Origin of the sequence: Streptomyces sp. NPDC046977, from assembly GCF_040644455.1 — a bacterium.
Classification (GTDB): Bacteria; Actinomycetota; Actinomycetes; order Streptomycetales; family Streptomycetaceae; genus Actinacidiphila.
The window spans coordinates 54,064-69,609 of record NZ_JBEYWO010000007.1; the positions used below are offsets into that span (position 1 = coordinate 54,064).

Below are 15,546 nucleotides of genomic sequence, written 5' to 3' on the forward strand. Positions count from 1 at the left end.
GAGAATGTTCATGCCCCGCACCCGCGCCACCGCCTCCCACCTGTTCGTCCCCCACAAGACATCACGTGCCGAGCAGCACGCCGCCCGCGCCGGTTTCACCGAGGCCCGGCGCCAGGCCCGCCTCGCCGGAGCCACGCCCAAGCGCCGCAACGAGGATGCCTTCGACGCGGAGCTGCGGCCGGCCTATTCGCCGTCCGGTCGCCCCGGCTCCTCCTCGGCACGCGGCGGCAAGCTCCGCCTGCCCACCCACCGGATGACCACCGCCACTGTGTCCGGCGCCTATCCATTCCTCGCCGAGGGCGGCCTGGGCGCGGAGGGCATCTTCATCGGCCGCGATGTCCACGCGGAGGCCGCGTTCTGCTACGACCCTTTCTCGCTGTACGGCAGCGGCCGGATCGAGGGCTTCACCAACCCCAACGCGGTTCTGGCCGGGATCATCGGCATGGGCAAGTCCGCTCTGGCCAAGTCCATAGCCACCAGGGCGATCGCCCACGGCTACCGCGTCTATGTGCCCTGCGACCCCAAGGGCGAGTGGACGGCCGTCGCGCAGGCTCTCGGCGGCTACACCATCGCGCTTGGCCCCGGACTCCCAGGCAGGCTGAACCCCCTGGATGCCCCGACCCGGCCCGCCTCGGTGAGCGAGGACGACTGGTCGACCGAGGTCCGCAAGCGCCGCCTCCTGCTCCTGGCCGGCCTCGCCCGCACCGTGCTGAAGCGCGATCTCCAGCCGATGGAACACACAGCCCTCGATCTCGCGCTGGACCTCGTCGTCGCCGAAGCCGAGGCAGGTGGCACCGTGCCCCTGCTCGGCGAGATCGCGCACACCCTCGGCTCGCCCGAGCGCCTCGACCGGGCCCTCGGCGACCAAGACGGGCACATGGGGCCTGCCGCGCAAGACCTCGCGCACGCCCTGCGCCGGCTGGTCCACGGCGACTTGAGCGGCATGTTCGACGCGCCGTCGACCGTGGCCTTCGACCCGACCGCCCCGATGCTGTCCATCGACCTCTCCCGGCTCGGTGGCTCGGGCGACGACACCGCGCTGGTCCTCGCGATGACCTGCGCGAGCGCCTGGATGGAGTCCGCACTCGCAGACCCAGACGGCGGCCAACGCTGGGTCATCTACGACGAGGCCTGGCGCGTCATGAGGCACGTCGGCCTGCTGGAGCGCATGCAGAGCCAGTGGAAGCTCAGCCGAGGTCTCGGCATCGCCAACCTGATGGTCATCCACCGCCTCAGCGATCTACTGAGCGCCGGCGACGCCGGCTCGCGCGGCCGAGTGCTGGCCGAGGGCCTCCTCGCCGACTGCAGCACCCGCATCATCTACCGCCAGGAGACCGACCAACTCGCCGCTGCCGCTTCACTCCTTGGCCTGACAGGCGTCGAGACCCAGGCCGTCGCCGCCCTCACAAAGGGCCGAGGCTTGTGGAAGGTCGCGGGCCGCAGCTTCATCACCCAGCACATCCTGCACCCGGCCGAGCGCGAGCTGTTCGACACCGACGCCCGCATGGTGACCAAGATCAACTGGCGATCGTAGAAGCGAGTCCAGACAGCCCATGTATCCCAATCGACCCCCGGTCCCTCTCCAGCCTGAGGACACACCCATCACCGTACGCATCAGCAACCCTCTCCCCCGACAAGCAACTGCCGGCACCTCAGAACCGGAGCACGGATACGGCCACCTCGCCGCACTCCTTCGGCAGCGCGGCCTGGTGTGCACTGTCGAGTACGGCCTCAGCGACTACATCGTCCACGCCGAGCTCCCCGACGGCAGCTCGTTGATCATCTCGCCACCCCAGGAACCGCCGACCGACCACCCGCCCGGGCATCCCAAAAGCTGGCTGGTGACCCGCGGGCACCCCGACGACTCCGCCGTCCACGAAGTGATCTACGACTCGGAACCCGACGGCCCCCACGCCCAGCACGGCGGCAGTCTCCCCAGTCTGCTCGTCGCCATCGACGCCCGTCTTGATCAGCTCGGCATTCTGTCCGCCGACCCGCACTCCGTCCCGGGGATGACCGACGGGCTCACCGAGACCGCAACACCCCATGAAGCCACCGGAATCACCGAGGAACTCAGCGCAGCCCTGCTCCGGGCACTCCCACAGCTGACCGAACTCGTCGCCGCAGCGGCCACCTGGATCCAAGCCCGTCTGGCATTCGAGAACCCGCACAACAACCCGACGTTCGAGACGCGGACACGGCTGGCCACCGCTACCCGCCTTCTGCGGGACGTCCAAGAGCAGCTGGAGGTCGCCGAGAACACGATCGCCGCGTGCCCTGGGGAACCCAGCGACCCCAAGTGCCACGACAAGGTGCCTTTCCCGCGGGCCGGGGACCTCAGCGGCGCCCTCGCCAGCGATGCGATCACAGACACCAAGCCTCCCGCCGCCCCGAGCCCGGAAGCTGAACGGCAACGAGCCGCCCGCGGTACTTCCCCTCACGCCGCCATCCAGCGGACCACGCCCTCCCGCGACCGCGACGCCCCAACGACCGACCAGCGCCCCGCTACCCCGATACCGCGCACTCGATGACCTCGGCCTGACCTCGACCGCGCCCCCTTCCCGGAACAGGAGCTGCCCCGATGACCAGCAGAAGAGCACCGCGCGGCCCGCCTCGCCCTGTCCGCTCTCCTCCTTGGATCCGCCATGCCCGCTCCGCGTACCAACGTGCCTTCAACCACCACCGGCTCCGACGCGCTCCTCCACCTCATGTTCGGAGTCTTCGGCGCCGCCATGGGCTTCGGCTCCCTGGCCTGGCTGACCGGCAACCTCACCAACGCTCTCCTCGGCGCCGGACCCTGGGTGCCGCTGAGGCCCACCGACGCGCTGCTGCACCCCGACGTACTGTGGCCGCACCTGAGTTCCACCACGCTGCTGATCGGCGTGCGGCTCGTCCCGGGACTACTCTCGGTCGGCCTCAGCATCGCCGGCCTGGTTGTGTGGCTGCGGATGCGCGGCGGTGCGAAGAACAGCCTCGCCCGCAAGCAGGATCTCGCCCCGCTGCTGGACAAGCAGATCACCGCCAGGGCGAAGAACCTGCGGCCGAGCCTGTCTGATCTCAAACCGAAGAAGGTCGCTCCCGCCGACCGCGGCATCCTCCTCGGCACGCACCCCCCAAGCCGAGCCGAGGTCCACGCCTCCTGGGAGGACGTGATCGTCGCGATCATGGCCCCTCGCTCCGGCAAGACCTCCGGACTGGCGATCCCCGCGATCCTCGCCGCTCCCGGCCCCGTACTGCTGACCTCGAACAAGGCGGCGAACGACGCCTTCACCGCGACGGTGGAGGCCCGCGCCAAGGCCGGAACGATCTGGACGCTCGACCCGCAGCAGATCGCCCACCACCCTCGCGAGATGTGGTGGGACATCCTGGCCGACGCCCACGATCTGGCCGGGGCGAAACGCCTTGCCGGGCACTTCGTCGCCGCCAGCGTCGACGACTCCAGCGGCTCCGACTTCTGGTCCACCGCCGCGAGCAACACTCTGGGCGCACTGTTCCTGGCCGCCGCCAGCCACCGCCGCCCGATCACCGACGTCCTGGCCTGGCTCGCCTCCCCTGCCGACCGCACGCCGGTGGACCTCCTCACCGATGCCGGCCACGAAGCGGTCGCCGCCCAACTCCATGGAACCGTCAGCGGGGCCACGGAAACGCGGGACGGCATCTATGAGACCGCGCGCCAGTACGCGAGCTGCCTGCTCGACCGGGACGTCGCCGCCTGGGTCACCCCCAGCGAGCATCTTGCCGAGTTCAAACCCTCCGCGTTCGCCACCTCCCGCGACACCTTGTACCTGCTCAGCAAGGACGGCGGTGGCTCCGCATCGGCGATCGTCGCAGCGGCGGCCGACGCGGTGATGCGCGCGGCCGTGGTCGTCGCCGAGCGCTCCGGCGGACGGCTCGACCCGCCCGCCCTGTGCGTCCTCGACGAAGCCGCCAACGTCTGCAAGATCTCCGATCTCCCCGACCTGTACAGCCACCTGGGCTCACGGGGCGTGATCCCGATGACGATCCTGCAGTCCTACCGACAGGGCCAGCGCTGCTGGGGTGAAGCAGGCATGGACGCCCTCTGGTCCGCCGCAACCATCAAGATCATCGGAAGCGGCATCGACGACGCCGACTTCGCCGACCGACTGAGCAGGCAAGTCGGTGACCACGACGTGCAGACCACATCGGTGTCGACCAGCGACAGCGGCAAGTCAACCTCAGTCAGCCTGCGCACCGAGCGGACCCTGCCCCCCGACGCGATCCGCGCCCTCCCCAAGGGGAATGCGCTGCTGCTCGCCACCGGCATCCGGGTGGCAATACTCGACCTGCGGCCCTGGTACAAGCAGCCCACCGCCAAGGTGATCGGTCCGGCCTCGGCCCGCGCGACGAAAGCCATCACGGAGCGGGCCATCGCCAAGTCCCCGGGGCACGAAGACTTCGGGCTGTCGGCATGAACGCCCCGACGCCCAACGTGCTCTCGCTCGGTGCCGGAGTCCAGTCGACGTGTCTGCTGCTCATGGCAGGCGCGGGCCATCTGCCCGGCCTGGACGTGGCGATCTTCGCGGACACAGGCTGGGAGCCCCGCGCCATCTACGACTGTCTCGACCGGATCGAGCGGATCGGGCGGGAGATCGCAAAGCCCGTCGGCATCCCGGTCCTGCGGGTGTCCTCCGGCAACATCCGATCCGGCGCGCTCGACCCCTCCAAGCACTTCGCGTCGATGCCCTTACACATCCTCAACTCCACTGGCAGCCAGGGGATGTCACGACGGCAGTGCAGGCGTATCTGCACCACAACCGCCAGCCTCTGGGTCAGGCACCGATCGACCGGGCCACCGCCCACGAGCGGTCCGGACGCCAGGGCGACATCTTCGACGCGCTCGCGAACGCCGAACTGGAGACCGGCGATCCGGACGGCTGCTCGCCCTGGTCCTGCCGCTCCGGCCCCCCGTCCAGGCCGACGTCGACCTCACGGCTTGCCCCTCCCTCTACCTGCTCAGGAGTCCCCTCGTGTCCTCGCGCACTCCGTCCTCCCCACCGGCGCGCTCCGAACGCCTCGCCCGGTCACCAGTCGTCCGGCACGCCGGCCAGTTGTGGCTGGCCATCGGTCCCGGCTCGATCCTCGCCACCGATCCGACGCTCACCGGCGAGTTGGATCGCTTCGCCGACGCGATGGCCGCCGCCGACCAAGCCGTCGCCGATCTCCGCTCGCAGCAGGCCGATCCGCCGGCCCCCCGCCCCAGGTGGCAGCGATGAACCCGCTGCTGAGTGCCGAGCAGGCGGTGCTCGGCTCGGTGCTGCTCGACCCCGGTCAGCTCGCGCACCTGGAGTGGCTCGCGCCGGATCACTTCTACCGGCCAGTTCACCAGGCACTGTTCGCCGCCTTGCGCAAGCTCCGGACCGAAGGCCACCCCGCCGTGGCGGCCATGGAACCGGTGCCGCTGTCCTGGGTGACCGAAGCGGTCAACGAGGCCAGTAACCACGTCCGGGGTCTGAGCGCCTCATACCCCCACATCCTGATTGCGGCCTGCCCGCGCCCCGCCCACGCCCCTGTGTACGGCCGGATGGTGCTGGAAGGAGCAATTCACCGCACCGTGACCGAGCACACGATCCGCCTCCACCAAGCGGCCCGCGCTGACGCCCTCCAAGGTGAGGTGAAAGGAGCGCTGCATCATGCGGACGTCCTGACCGGGGTACTCGGGGACCTCGCGCGCCGCTGGGGGTCCGAACCCCGCCCGGTCGCCCCGGCCACACCGCCCCCCACAACTCCCGTCGAGTCACCGCCGGAACGAGCGGATCAGGTCGCCGAGGACGAACAGTTCCTACTGGCGGTCCTGGTCGAGCGGCCGAAGGCGATGGACGAGGTCGTCGGCTGGCTGCGACCGGGCGACTTCGCCAGCCCCACCCACAGCCAGCTCTACCGCTGCCTGGGCACACTGCATCACCGCGGCGAACCCATCGACCGGATCACGGTGCTGTGGGAAGCCCAGCGGCGCGGTCTGCTCGCCGACGGCACCCTGACCAGCGAACAGCTCGCCGCCATCTCCGACGGCGTCGGCGCCGGAAGCGCCGAGTGGCTCGGCGAGCAGATCCTGCGCTCCTCCGTCGCCCGCACGGCCGCCGCTTCCGCCCGCGCCATCCGCGCCCTGTCCGAGAACGAGAGCCTGGCCCCCGGAAGGCTCATCAGCCACGCCCTGCACGCGCTCGGGCCGCTCGACGAAGTGAGCGCCCGCTGGCAGACCGCGAACGGCCACCCCGCTCCACCGACCGAGGGGCCCCCGACGGCAAGGATCCACGCCGCCCTCGCCCGCAGCACACCACCGGCCGCACGGCCCTCAGAGTGCCCCGCCCCAGCCTCCACGCCATCAACCGCACGACCGCCCTCGCGCACCCACGGCTGAACCGCCCTCACCCACCAACCCAGCCCATCCGACCGTCCCCCATTTTGGAGCGCCCCGTGGACAACACCCCGCTCACCGACGCCTTGGCCCTGCGCGCCACGGCCTCCGCCTTCGACGCCCAGCGCGGCAAACTGCCGGTGCCGGAGGATCCCCACCGTTCACCCGATGTCGTCGCCGTCGCACGCCAGATCTCCGAGCTCGGACAGCTGGTCACCGATCTGGGCAACGAGGTCCTCTTCCGCGCCGTCAACCAAGACCAAGCGCCCCATACCGCTCGTGTGATCACCAACTTCGCCTCCGCCGTAGCGCCCGCGGGCGAAGCGGCTTCCGCGCTGGGAGCGGTGGCCCACCAGCTCGCCTTCCTGAAGCAGACCGAGCATCTACGCGACCAGCCCGACGCCAGGAATGCCCGGGAGGCAGCCGTAGGGGTGATGGAAGAAGCACTCACCACCGCCGACGCAGCCCTGCACGACGTGGCCAACTCCCTACACTCCGCTTCGGCGATGGTCTCTCCCCCGTCGGCGCGGCTCCAGGCTGCCCGCAGCCGGTCCACGACACCCGCTCCGGGGACGCCGCCGCCCGGCGTCGCCACTGCGGTGGCGGCCCCCTCGGACCGAATCGCACGTAGCCGGTGACATGGATAACACCACAACGCGGATGCCGTTGATCGGCTCGCTCTGCTCGGGTTACGGCGGTCTGGACCTCGGGGTCCAGACCGCGCTCGGCGGCACCCTAGCCTGGCACGCCGAGATCAACCCCGACGCCGCGCGCATCCTGGCCCGGCACTGGCCCGGCGTGCCCAATCTGGGGGACATCACCGCCGTCGACTGGGCTGATGTGCCTCGGGTGTGCGTCCTGACGGCCGGTTTCCCCTGTCAAAGACGTGTCCGTCGCCGGTCGCCGGGCCGGACTCAACCCCCACACCCGCTCGGGGCTGTGGCTGCACGTCGCCCGTGCGGTCGAGGCCCTCCGTCCCTGCTTGGTGGTGATCGAGAATGTCCGGGGCCTCCTCACCTCGCCCGCCGGTTCCCCTGGCGACGTGGAACTCTGCCCGTGGTGTCTGGGAGACGACCCAACCCAGCCTCCTGTGCGGGCACTCGGTGCCGTACTCGGCTCCCTGGCCGACCTCCGGTACGACGCGAGGTGGCTCGTGCTTCGTGCCTCCGACGTCGGAGCCCCCCATCGTCGCGAGCGCACCTTCCTCGCCGCCTGGCCCGCCGAGCGCCCTGCTCAAGACCCCGACGAGCAACATCGGAAGGAACGGCGGCTCCCAGCACCCGTCGAAGAGGAAGAGCGGTGGCCACGGCCCGAACCTGGCCGACGAGGTGGAGTGGCTGCTGCCCACGCCGAAGGCGTCGGACGGGACCAAGGGCTCGCCGAACCAGCGTCATGGCAAGGGGGACATGACGCTGCCGAGTACGGCAGCGTCGCTGCTGCCCACCCGGAGGGCGAGCGACACCGGCACCGGCACCCCAGGCCGCCGTCCGGACAAGGGCCGGCGTCCGCCCCTGTCGGCGGTGGTCCTGCCGCTGTGGGCGCAGGCGGCCCCGCAAGCGGAGGTACCGACGGGCGATGGGGAGCGTACGCCTCCGCCATCACCCGATGGGAGAACCTCACCCGCCCCGCGCCAGCGCCCACGGATGCGGCCGGACGCCTGCGCGCCGACTTCGTGGAGTGGATGCAGGGCCTGGCTCCTGGCTGGGTGACCGCCACTCCGCGACTCGGCCGACCGGCTCAGCTCACCGCGCTCGGCAACGGCGTGGTCCCCCAACAGGCGGCCCGGGCCGTGCAGTTGTTGGCGCCGCCTTTCCCGCGCTGCCCCCGCTGCACCGCGCAGTAGCGCCCCATTAGCCGATTTCCCCGGCCGCGCCAAACCGCGGAATCTCCGCATCCTCCTGCTCATGCCGACCTGCGAGGCGAGCACCGCCGTGACCTCCAGAAGAGCGCGCCGCACTTCGCCCCCACCCTGCTCGCTCACTCCCTTGGACCGCCATGTCCGACCCCAGCAAAGCCACCCCCGAGCCGTTCCGCGTTCCCGACGGCGACCTCGACGATCTCGCCAGCACCCTCGCCAAGACCATCGCGGAGGTACGCCAGCACGGCGTCATCCTGGACCGCCTCGGCTCCGAGCCTCTCTCCACTCCCCAGCCCACCGCGGACACCTCCACCGCAGGTGCTGCCGGCGCCGAGAAGGCCGACGCCCCGGCCTCGGTGTTCATCCTCGCCCTGGGCGGCGAGGCGTACGCCGTCGAGCTGGCCGCGCTCCGCGACTGGGTGAACCACCTGTTCCTGCCCGTCTACGGACGGGAGATCAGCACCACCCGACCGTGGTGCGACCAGTGGCACGAGCACCCCGAGGCCGTTGCCCGGCTGCACGCTCTCTGGCTCGCGTGGCAGCAGCTCACCGCCGCCGAGGCCGGCCTCTCCAGTCCCTCGACGTGGCACCGCGACCACCTCGACCAGGCCCTGGTTCATCTCCGTGCCCCCGACGGCCCCTTCGCCGCGTGCACGACGAGCCCGACCCGGCCCAACCACCGCGTGCTCGCCACCCCGGCGCCCGACCTGACGGGAGCCACCCGGTGATCGCCGAACCCGACTTCCGCCTCGCCGACTTCGAGCCTGCCGACGCCGCCTCCGAACTCGCCGAGAGCAGCATCTGGGCTGGAGACCTGACCATACTGGCCGAGCACCACACCACCCCGGAGAGCACGCACAGCTACCTCGTCGCCCACGACAGGTCGAAGACCTGGGGCGTCCCCGGTGAACCACAGCTCGTTGCCATCAAGATCACGCGGGACTCGCACGGGCGCACGTTCACCTTCGAGACCGCGAACCACGCGAGTCTGGCCTTCGCCCAGAGCTGGCTGATCGAGCGTGGCTGCCCGCCCGAGCGGATCGCCCAGGGCAAGGGGGACTCCCTGAAGCCAGCCGACGATCTCACCCTCTGGATCGAGCAGCAGATCCGGGAGTCAGGATCTCGCTACAAGGTCCTCGACAGCTGGACCTCGGACTTCACCCCGTACGAAACCTGGACGTTGACCCGTGACGCCAACGCCACTCAGACACCGATTCGTCTCTTCATCGAAGCGGGAGACAACGAAGCCCACACGTACACGATGCGCGAGGGCACCTTCGCCGACGAGGCCGCCGCCTGCCGCTGGCTGGAAGACCGCGGCAGTCCGCTGCCGCAGCCGCCGGACTACCGCGGTGAGGCCGCCGCCCGGCTGACCCGCGCCGCCCTCACCCGATCATCGGGTGCCTCCGCGATCCCGAAAGCCGGCCTCGACACGGGCAACGCGACGCTGGCAGGAAAAGCCCAGCGCCCGAACCCCCGGCGCCCGATATGAGTCGCGCCCGCTTCGCATTCGCCGCCCACCCGGACGCCATCGCGGACCTGCGCCAACTACCCAACGAGATCCGCGACCTGGCGCTACTGGAACTGCAGAACCTGGTCCACGGCAGCGGCGACTGCCTGCCGCTGACCGGCCGCCTCGCGGGCTACCACAAGGTCTACGTCGACCCGGCCGTCTCCTACCGGATGGTCATCCAGTTCCGCCCGGCCCCACCCACCTCGACCCACAAACGCGAGATCTACCTCGTCGCGGCCGGTGCCCGGGAGGACTACGCGGTGTACCGCGCGGCCCAGCTCCGCACCAACCACACCGGCCCCAACCCGCCCGCAGACACCGACGCGGCGGCCGAGGCACGAGTCCAGGCGGCCCGGTCCCGGTCCCCCCACGCGATCGACCCGACCGTGTCCCTCCCGGCCACCGCACCGGCGGCAGCCAGGCCCGCCGCCCCGGCCGCCTCCCGAAAGGCCTCCATGTGATGACCGTCGACCGTGCGTCCCTCGACCGCACCGAACTGGCCGGGCTGCTCACCGACGCCGCGCGCAGCGTTTCGGAGGTCCTGACGACCGAGTACCCCACCTCCGCCGGCCGCTCCTACCTGCATCCCGTCCTCGGCGCGCTGTCCGCCGGCCCCCGGGTGGTCCGCGAACTGAACGACCGGCTCGAAGAGTTCGTCGTCGAGGAGCCGCTGCCTTCCGCCCCCTCCGGTCTGTTCACCCTGGCGTCCTACGCTTCCGCGCTCGGCTGGCTCACCGAGTCCCTCGCCGAGCTGACCGCCTCCGTGGACCAGATCTGCACGCGCGGCGGCATCCCGGCCGAGCCGCCGGACCCTGCCTTCGTCGCGCCCTCGCCCACGGACCAGGACGCCGAGTTCGACTTCGCGTTCAGCGCCCTGGAGTTGGCCGCCATCCGCACGGCCGCCGAGGCTGCCGACCTCAGCCCCGGCGACTACGTCGAGGTGCTCTCTCGATCCCTGCTCGCCGCTTCCCGGATCACCGACGCCTGCATGGAGATCTCCAGCGGCCTGCTCGAAGACGCCGCGTACGTCCTCGGCGAGGCAACCGATCACGTCCGAATCGGCGAGGGCCCCGACAGCCTGCCCACTCTGGTGCGCTCTCTGCTCGCCCGGATGGACGCTGCCGAATGAACCCCCACGACAGGGCGAAGTGACCCGGCGCGCACCTGGTCGCCGAGAAGTTCTGCGCCGAGGCCCCTGGCGCTGAGCGACGACCCTCCACCCGCGACCCGCGTTCCCCCGCCGGCCCGACCGCCAAGCCTTGCCGCTCCCGCTGAAATCCTCAGGAGAAATACCCCCATGTCCACCGTGATCTACACCCGCCACCTGGTCGAGCACCGGTACGGCCGCCCGCTGGAGGACCTCCAGTGCCACAGCGCGCAGGGCGGTTCGGGAGATCCCGTTCTGCCCATCGTGCTGCGGCGGCTCGACGGCCTGGCCTCGACGAACGCCCATGCCCGTGCCGCCCGTCGCAATCTCGACGCGGCCTGGAAGCGCTGCCGCTCCGGCGCACACGCCCTCGACGACCTCGTGCGGTACGCGGCCGAAGTCGTTGACCTCGAACGCCGGGAGCAGTCGGAAGCCGCGGCAGTCTGGGATCTGCTGGACGTCCGCCTCCTCCTGGACCAGCCCGCAGCCCTCCGGCCTTCGACCGCCCGGCGAACCCGCCCCGCACCGGGCGATGAGGACCTCATAGCCGTGGCCCGCCAGGTCGCCGCCCGGCTGCCCCGGCTCAATCGCGAAGCCCTGCGCCAAGGCCTGGGCGCCCGCGGCATCCACGTCAGCAACCGCCGCCTCGGCACGGTGCTCCAGCGTCTCCGCGCCGAGCGCGACCTTCACTGATCCGCACACCGCCGCCCGATTCCCCTTCGCCCTGACGGAGTTACCGCCATGTCCGCCCCCGCACAACCCGCAACCTCCCAGATCGGCTTCGTCGACGCCCAGCGCGTCGAGGAGGCACTGTCCCTGATAGTGCCGAAGTGGACCACCTGGTCGGCACAGACCCTGGCCCAGCAGGACGGCCAAATGCGTGTGCGTGATGTCGCCGCCCGCCTCCCCTTCGTCAGCGAGCAGTTCGTCGGCAAGCGGCTGGCCCAGATGCACGACGACGGGCTGGTGACCCGGGCCAGTGATCGCCACGGTGCCCCGTACCAGCTCAGTGGGTTCGGCGACGCACTGTCTTCGGTACACCGTGCGCTGTCCGACTGGTCCCACGCGCACCTGCCGCTCGGCAAGGTAGCCGGTGCCGAGCGCGTCGAGGACGCCGTGCGCCGGCTGCACCTTCGCCACTCGACCGCCGTGATCCAGGTCCTCGACGCGGGCGGGCCCATGCGGTTCGTCCACATCGCCGAACAGGCAGGACTGGACAACAGCTTCACCCGGCAGCGCCTGATCCGGCTTCAGATCGACGGCCTGGTCACCCGCACCGGGCCGCGCCACGGCGATCCGTACGTCCTGACCGCAGCCGGAGGGGCACTGGGCCCGGTCTACGCAGCCATCGAGCACTGGAGCAACCCCGTCGCCGCACCACGTCCCGTCCCTGTCCGGGTCGCGGCGGCCACGCACACCCACACGGGCATCCCGCCGGGGTCGGACGGCATCCGTACCTCAGCGGCCCTGCGGCGGAGCACCGCCGCGCCCAGCTCCCTGTTCAGCCACGCCCCGCAACCACAACCGCGCGTACCGGTGACCATGGCCGCTCAGTCGGCCTCCTCCCGAGGCCGGTGATCCGGGTGGCACTGAGAGCCAGCCGCTTCACGCCGTTGCCACGGCGCCCCCGTGCAGTCCAGCCGTTCGTTCCTCTGCGCACGCGGGCGCGTTCCCCTCCTACACCTCGGAGTCTCGACCGTGACCACCCAGCCCTACGACCAGCATCCCTATCAAGAGGTACTGGTCAGCCCCATGTACCTGGCCGGCTCCAACGGGACCGGGGACATTGGCTTCGCCCCTGTCAGTCACTGGCCGCACCACTACCCCGACGAGGGCCCCTGCCAGCTCCTCGTCACCTCGCCCGACCAGCGAATACGGATCGGCTGGTTCGGCGACGACGTCGAACTGTGGAAGATCACCGCCGCCGAGGACGCCGTCTCCGCACCCCGCTGGACGGCAACCTTCAACCACGTCACCCCCGCCGAGATCGTCGCCGGGCTCACCAGCGCTCTGGCCCGCGACTACGCCGAAGCCGAGGCCACCGAAGGCAACGCGCGCTTCTTGACGAGCCCGTCGTTGTACTGGGCTGGTGCCGTCCGGCCGCTGGCCAATGCCGGCTGGACCCGCGACGGCGCGGCCGAGCGCGGCACTGTCGAGATCGTCGCCCCCGACGGACAAGCGGGCGTTCTGATCGACAACCGCCTCTCTGGCTGGGATGACGAAACCGTCAGGCTGTGGGCCGGTCCTCCGGGTTGGGGCACGCGCGCGGAAGCGGTCTTCACAGCCCGCACCCCGACCCACCTCGTCGCGGCGACCGCAGCCGCCATGTCGGACTCAGCCCCGGCGATTCGTGAGCGGCACCAGATCAACCGCAGGGTGGAGCACCTGGTCACGCTGGCCCCGGTCGGCCAAGCCGCCGATCCTCAGATCTCTCGTGCTCCGACCCCACTCGACGTGCGCCGCACCGCTGTCGCCCAGGCCGTCCACCGCGCCGCACGCGCCTCGCAGACAGCAGCCGACCTCCGCGTGGTGGCCGCTCGCAGTCGCACCGCGACTTCGGCACAGAATCTGTCGGGCAACCTCGCACACGCAGCCGCGGCCAAGCCGCCGGCCAGCCCGTCGGCCCCACTGCACAGCCGCTGACGCCCGCCTCCGCCCCTCCGAGACGTCGCCTCTGGCCGAAGCAGCACCTCCGAATACCGGGAGTTCCGCCATGCCCGACGCCACCACACTCGACCAGGCCGACGCGATGATCGAGAAAGCCCGGGGCCGTCCCATCGACGCGCTGGAAACCCTCGCGGTTCGCCGCCCCGTCGAGGATCCGCTCCTGCGCTCGGCGATGCATATCCGTTCGGGTCTCGTCGTCTCGAACAACGCGGTCGCCGTCCACCAGGACCGCCTGCACGCCCTCACCCAGCCCGGTCATGTGTCGGCCTTCCACGACCTGGAGCGGATCACCAGCTCGGCGGTGGACCTGCGCGTCGCGCAGGCCGAGAGCCGCATAGCCCTGCAGGCGATCAGCCACGTGATCGAGGCCCGCGAAGCCGCCGTGGCCACGGACCGGACACCGTCGCTCAGCCTGGCCCAGGCCGCTGTCGCCCGCTCCGCGCACGCGCCGCGTGCCCCGGGCCAACCACCCGACCAGCCCGCCCCGTCGGCCGCTGTCCGCCCCACGGTGGCCACAACCGGGCCCGGAAGGTAACCGGTCAGCGGGAGTCTTCGTCGCCATGGGCCACGCCGAACCGGGAGTCCATCGCGCGGGCCAGCTCCACCAACGTCAGCTCGACACGCCGCCCGTCCTCGATCCGACGCTCCACCACGGCTTCCCCGCCACGCTGCCTCCGCGCCTGGATGCCCACGGCCCACTGCCCGTCGACCACCATGGCTATGTCGCCCACCGTCCACGGCCGCCCGGCGCCACGGATCTTGCGCTCCAGCCCGGCACCGTCCCAGTGTCTGCTCGACTCCTCCATGGCCTGCCCCTTCTGCTCCGTACGACCCCGCGCCGCAACCCGGTCACGACAACCGGTCGCGCCGATCCATTCCCCGGCCCGTCGGTCTTCTCCCCTCGGCGGCCAGTTCGCCCACGGCAGACCTCACCTTCCCGGAAAGGACTACGTACTTCGGCACGCCGCATGTCAACGTACGGACGTCGGGAAAACCCGCAGGTCAACGAAGGGACACCCACTCGTGAACGCCTCCAGCACCCTCCTGCCGGCTGTCGTCCGCCCCGCCGTGGAGGAACGCGCCTGGCTCTCCAGCGACCACTGCGCGAGCCCGGTACTCGAACTGCTCGGCGGGCTCGGCTGGGCGATCGTCGACACCCCGGAGGCCAACGTGCACTGCACCAGCCCGGACGGCCGGGTGTACGTCGGCTGGCTCCCCGAGGACTCCGCCGCCTGGAAGCGCGGCATCGTCTGGCAGGTCCGGGTCATCCCCGCCGACGCCGAGCCCTGGGTCCAGGAGTTCGGCCCCTACACCCCCTCCGAGGCCGTGGTTGGATTCCTCGCCGCGCTCATCGGCGCACTCCCCCGGACCTCTCAGTAACGACGGCCAGGCCGCCGCACTGCCGTCCGGCCCGACCTCACGAAGGAGTCATCGCGGCCCGGATGCTCGGCACTACCCGCCCCAACTCTCGCCGTACCTGCCGATACGCCCGGAAGGGCTGCACTTGCTACTCCACCCCTTCACCACCGGATCGAAGGCGAAGGTCCTGCGGCGCCGCGCGCAACGGCAAGCGGAGAAGCAACGACTCCGCACCTCCTGACCTCGTCAAGCAAGCCGCACCAGCGGAGGCCTGTTGCCATGTACACGGCGACCTGCTCCGCCTCGAAGCCTGGCGACCATCCATCAGCCGCGCCGATTCACCCTCCATCTCGCTCTCGGAGATCTCCCGTGCCCCAGTGCCTGACCGTAGGCCACCTGCTCCGTCAACTTCAGAACCTCGACCCCGACCTGCCGATCCGCCTGGCCGTCAACCCCGACTGGCCCTTCGCCCATTATCTCGGCACCGACGTCGTCGTGGGCGACGGCATGGCGTTCATCGCCGAAAACGGCCAGGAGGGCTACCTCCCGGCATCGGTCCGCAACGCCCTCGCCTGGGCCTGACCCTCCGTACGGACCTGTCCAGGAGGCCTCGATCTCACCGCGAC

18 protein-coding genes and 1 pseudogene are annotated in these 15,546 nt (G+C 70.9%); 18 read left to right on the forward strand and 1 reads right to left on the reverse strand.

The window, feature by feature from the left end; translation table 11 throughout:
- Positions 1-10 precede the first annotated feature (10 nt).
- From ABZ883_RS12900 to ABZ883_RS12975, 16 genes and pseudogenes are all read left to right on the forward strand, one after another.
- Positions 11-1,534 carry an ATP-binding protein gene (locus tag ABZ883_RS12900; RefSeq protein WP_360905653.1) on the forward strand — a complete coding sequence of 508 codons (1,524 nt, stop codon included), beginning with the start codon at positions 11-13 and terminating at the stop codon, positions 1,532-1,534.
- A gap of 175 nt (positions 1,535-1,709) precedes the next feature.
- Positions 1,710-2,531 (forward strand): hypothetical protein, encoded by an 822-nt coding sequence (locus ABZ883_RS12905; protein WP_360905654.1) that lies wholly within the window; start codon positions 1,710-1,712, stop codon positions 2,529-2,531.
- A gap of 114 nt (positions 2,532-2,645) precedes the next feature.
- Positions 2,646-4,433 (forward strand): TraM recognition domain-containing protein, encoded by a 1,788-nt coding sequence (locus ABZ883_RS12910; protein ID WP_360905655.1) that lies wholly within the window; start codon positions 2,646-2,648, stop codon positions 4,431-4,433.
- A gap of 555 nt (positions 4,434-4,988) precedes the next feature.
- Positions 4,989-5,234, forward strand: a complete 246-nt coding sequence (locus tag ABZ883_RS12915) for a hypothetical protein (protein WP_360905656.1) — start codon at positions 4,989-4,991, stop codon at positions 5,232-5,234.
- Positions 5,231-6,379, forward strand: a complete 1,149-nt coding sequence (locus ABZ883_RS12920) for a DnaB-like helicase N-terminal domain-containing protein (protein WP_360905657.1) — start codon at positions 5,231-5,233, stop codon at positions 6,377-6,379. The genes ABZ883_RS12915 and ABZ883_RS12920 overlap by 4 nt, the downstream gene beginning before the upstream one ends.
- A gap of 56 nt (positions 6,380-6,435) precedes the next feature.
- On the forward strand, positions 6,436-7,014 hold the full coding sequence (locus tag ABZ883_RS12925; RefSeq protein WP_360905658.1) for a hypothetical protein: 579 nt from the start codon (positions 6,436-6,438) through the stop codon (positions 7,012-7,014).
- 22 nt (positions 7,015-7,036) lie between these two features.
- Positions 7,037-7,195 (forward strand): annotated as a pseudogene (locus ABZ883_RS12930) (DNA methyltransferase); the annotation flags it as partial.
- Positions 7,196-7,262: 67 nt separating this feature from the next.
- Complete coding sequence (locus tag ABZ883_RS12935; protein ID WP_360905659.1) at positions 7,263-8,219, forward strand: DNA cytosine methyltransferase; 957 nt, start codon at positions 7,263-7,265, stop codon at positions 8,217-8,219.
- A gap of 152 nt (positions 8,220-8,371) precedes the next feature.
- Positions 8,372-8,962: a DUF4913 domain-containing protein gene (locus ABZ883_RS12940; RefSeq protein ID WP_360905660.1), complete on the forward strand. Its 591-nt coding sequence runs from the start codon at positions 8,372-8,374 to the stop codon at positions 8,960-8,962.
- Positions 8,959-9,726 carry a glycosyl hydrolase gene (locus ABZ883_RS12945; RefSeq protein WP_360905661.1) on the forward strand — a complete coding sequence of 256 codons (768 nt, stop codon included), beginning with the start codon at positions 8,959-8,961 and terminating at the stop codon, positions 9,724-9,726. Before ABZ883_RS12940 ends, ABZ883_RS12945 begins: the two co-directional genes overlap by 4 nt.
- Positions 9,723-10,208, forward strand: a complete 486-nt coding sequence (locus tag ABZ883_RS12950) for a hypothetical protein (protein WP_360905662.1) — start codon at positions 9,723-9,725, stop codon at positions 10,206-10,208. The genes ABZ883_RS12945 and ABZ883_RS12950 overlap by 4 nt, the downstream gene beginning before the upstream one ends.
- On the forward strand, positions 10,208-10,876 hold the full coding sequence (locus tag ABZ883_RS12955; RefSeq protein WP_360905663.1) for a hypothetical protein: 669 nt from the start codon (positions 10,208-10,210) through the stop codon (positions 10,874-10,876). Before ABZ883_RS12950 ends, ABZ883_RS12955 begins: the two co-directional genes overlap by 1 nt.
- Positions 10,877-11,044: 168 nt before the next feature.
- The gene (locus tag ABZ883_RS12960; RefSeq protein WP_360905664.1) at positions 11,045-11,587 is read left to right on the forward strand and encodes a hypothetical protein; all 543 of its coding nucleotides are present in this window, start codon (positions 11,045-11,047) and stop codon (positions 11,585-11,587) included.
- A 48-nt stretch (positions 11,588-11,635) separates the two neighbouring features.
- Positions 11,636-12,472: a winged helix-turn-helix transcriptional regulator gene (locus ABZ883_RS12965; RefSeq protein ID WP_360905665.1), complete on the forward strand. Its 837-nt coding sequence runs from the start codon at positions 11,636-11,638 to the stop codon at positions 12,470-12,472.
- Between the two features lie 174 nt (positions 12,473-12,646).
- A complete protein-coding gene (locus ABZ883_RS12970; RefSeq protein WP_360905854.1) occupies positions 12,647-13,537 on the forward strand; it encodes a DUF317 domain-containing protein in 891 nt (296 codons plus the stop codon).
- A 70-nt stretch (positions 13,538-13,607) separates the two neighbouring features.
- On the forward strand, positions 13,608-14,096 hold the full coding sequence (locus ABZ883_RS12975; protein WP_360905666.1) for a hypothetical protein: 489 nt from the start codon (positions 13,608-13,610) through the stop codon (positions 14,094-14,096).
- Between the two features lie 4 nt (positions 14,097-14,100).
- On the opposite strand, the gene ABZ883_RS12980 is transcribed toward ABZ883_RS12975, so the two are convergent.
- Positions 14,101-14,367, reverse strand: a complete 267-nt coding sequence (locus ABZ883_RS12980; RefSeq protein WP_360905667.1) for a hypothetical protein — start codon at positions 14,365-14,367, stop codon at positions 14,101-14,103.
- Between the two features lie 217 nt (positions 14,368-14,584).
- On the opposite strand from ABZ883_RS12980, the gene ABZ883_RS12985 reads away from it, so the two are divergent.
- Both ABZ883_RS12985 and ABZ883_RS12990 read left to right on the forward strand, forming a co-directional pair.
- Complete coding sequence (locus ABZ883_RS12985; RefSeq protein WP_360905668.1) at positions 14,585-14,941, forward strand: DUF317 domain-containing protein; 357 nt, start codon at positions 14,585-14,587, stop codon at positions 14,939-14,941.
- Between the two features lie 348 nt (positions 14,942-15,289).
- Positions 15,290-15,502, forward strand: coding sequence for a hypothetical protein (locus tag ABZ883_RS12990; protein WP_360905669.1), 213 nt, complete (start codon positions 15,290-15,292; stop codon positions 15,500-15,502).
- Positions 15,503-15,546 lie beyond the last annotated feature (44 nt).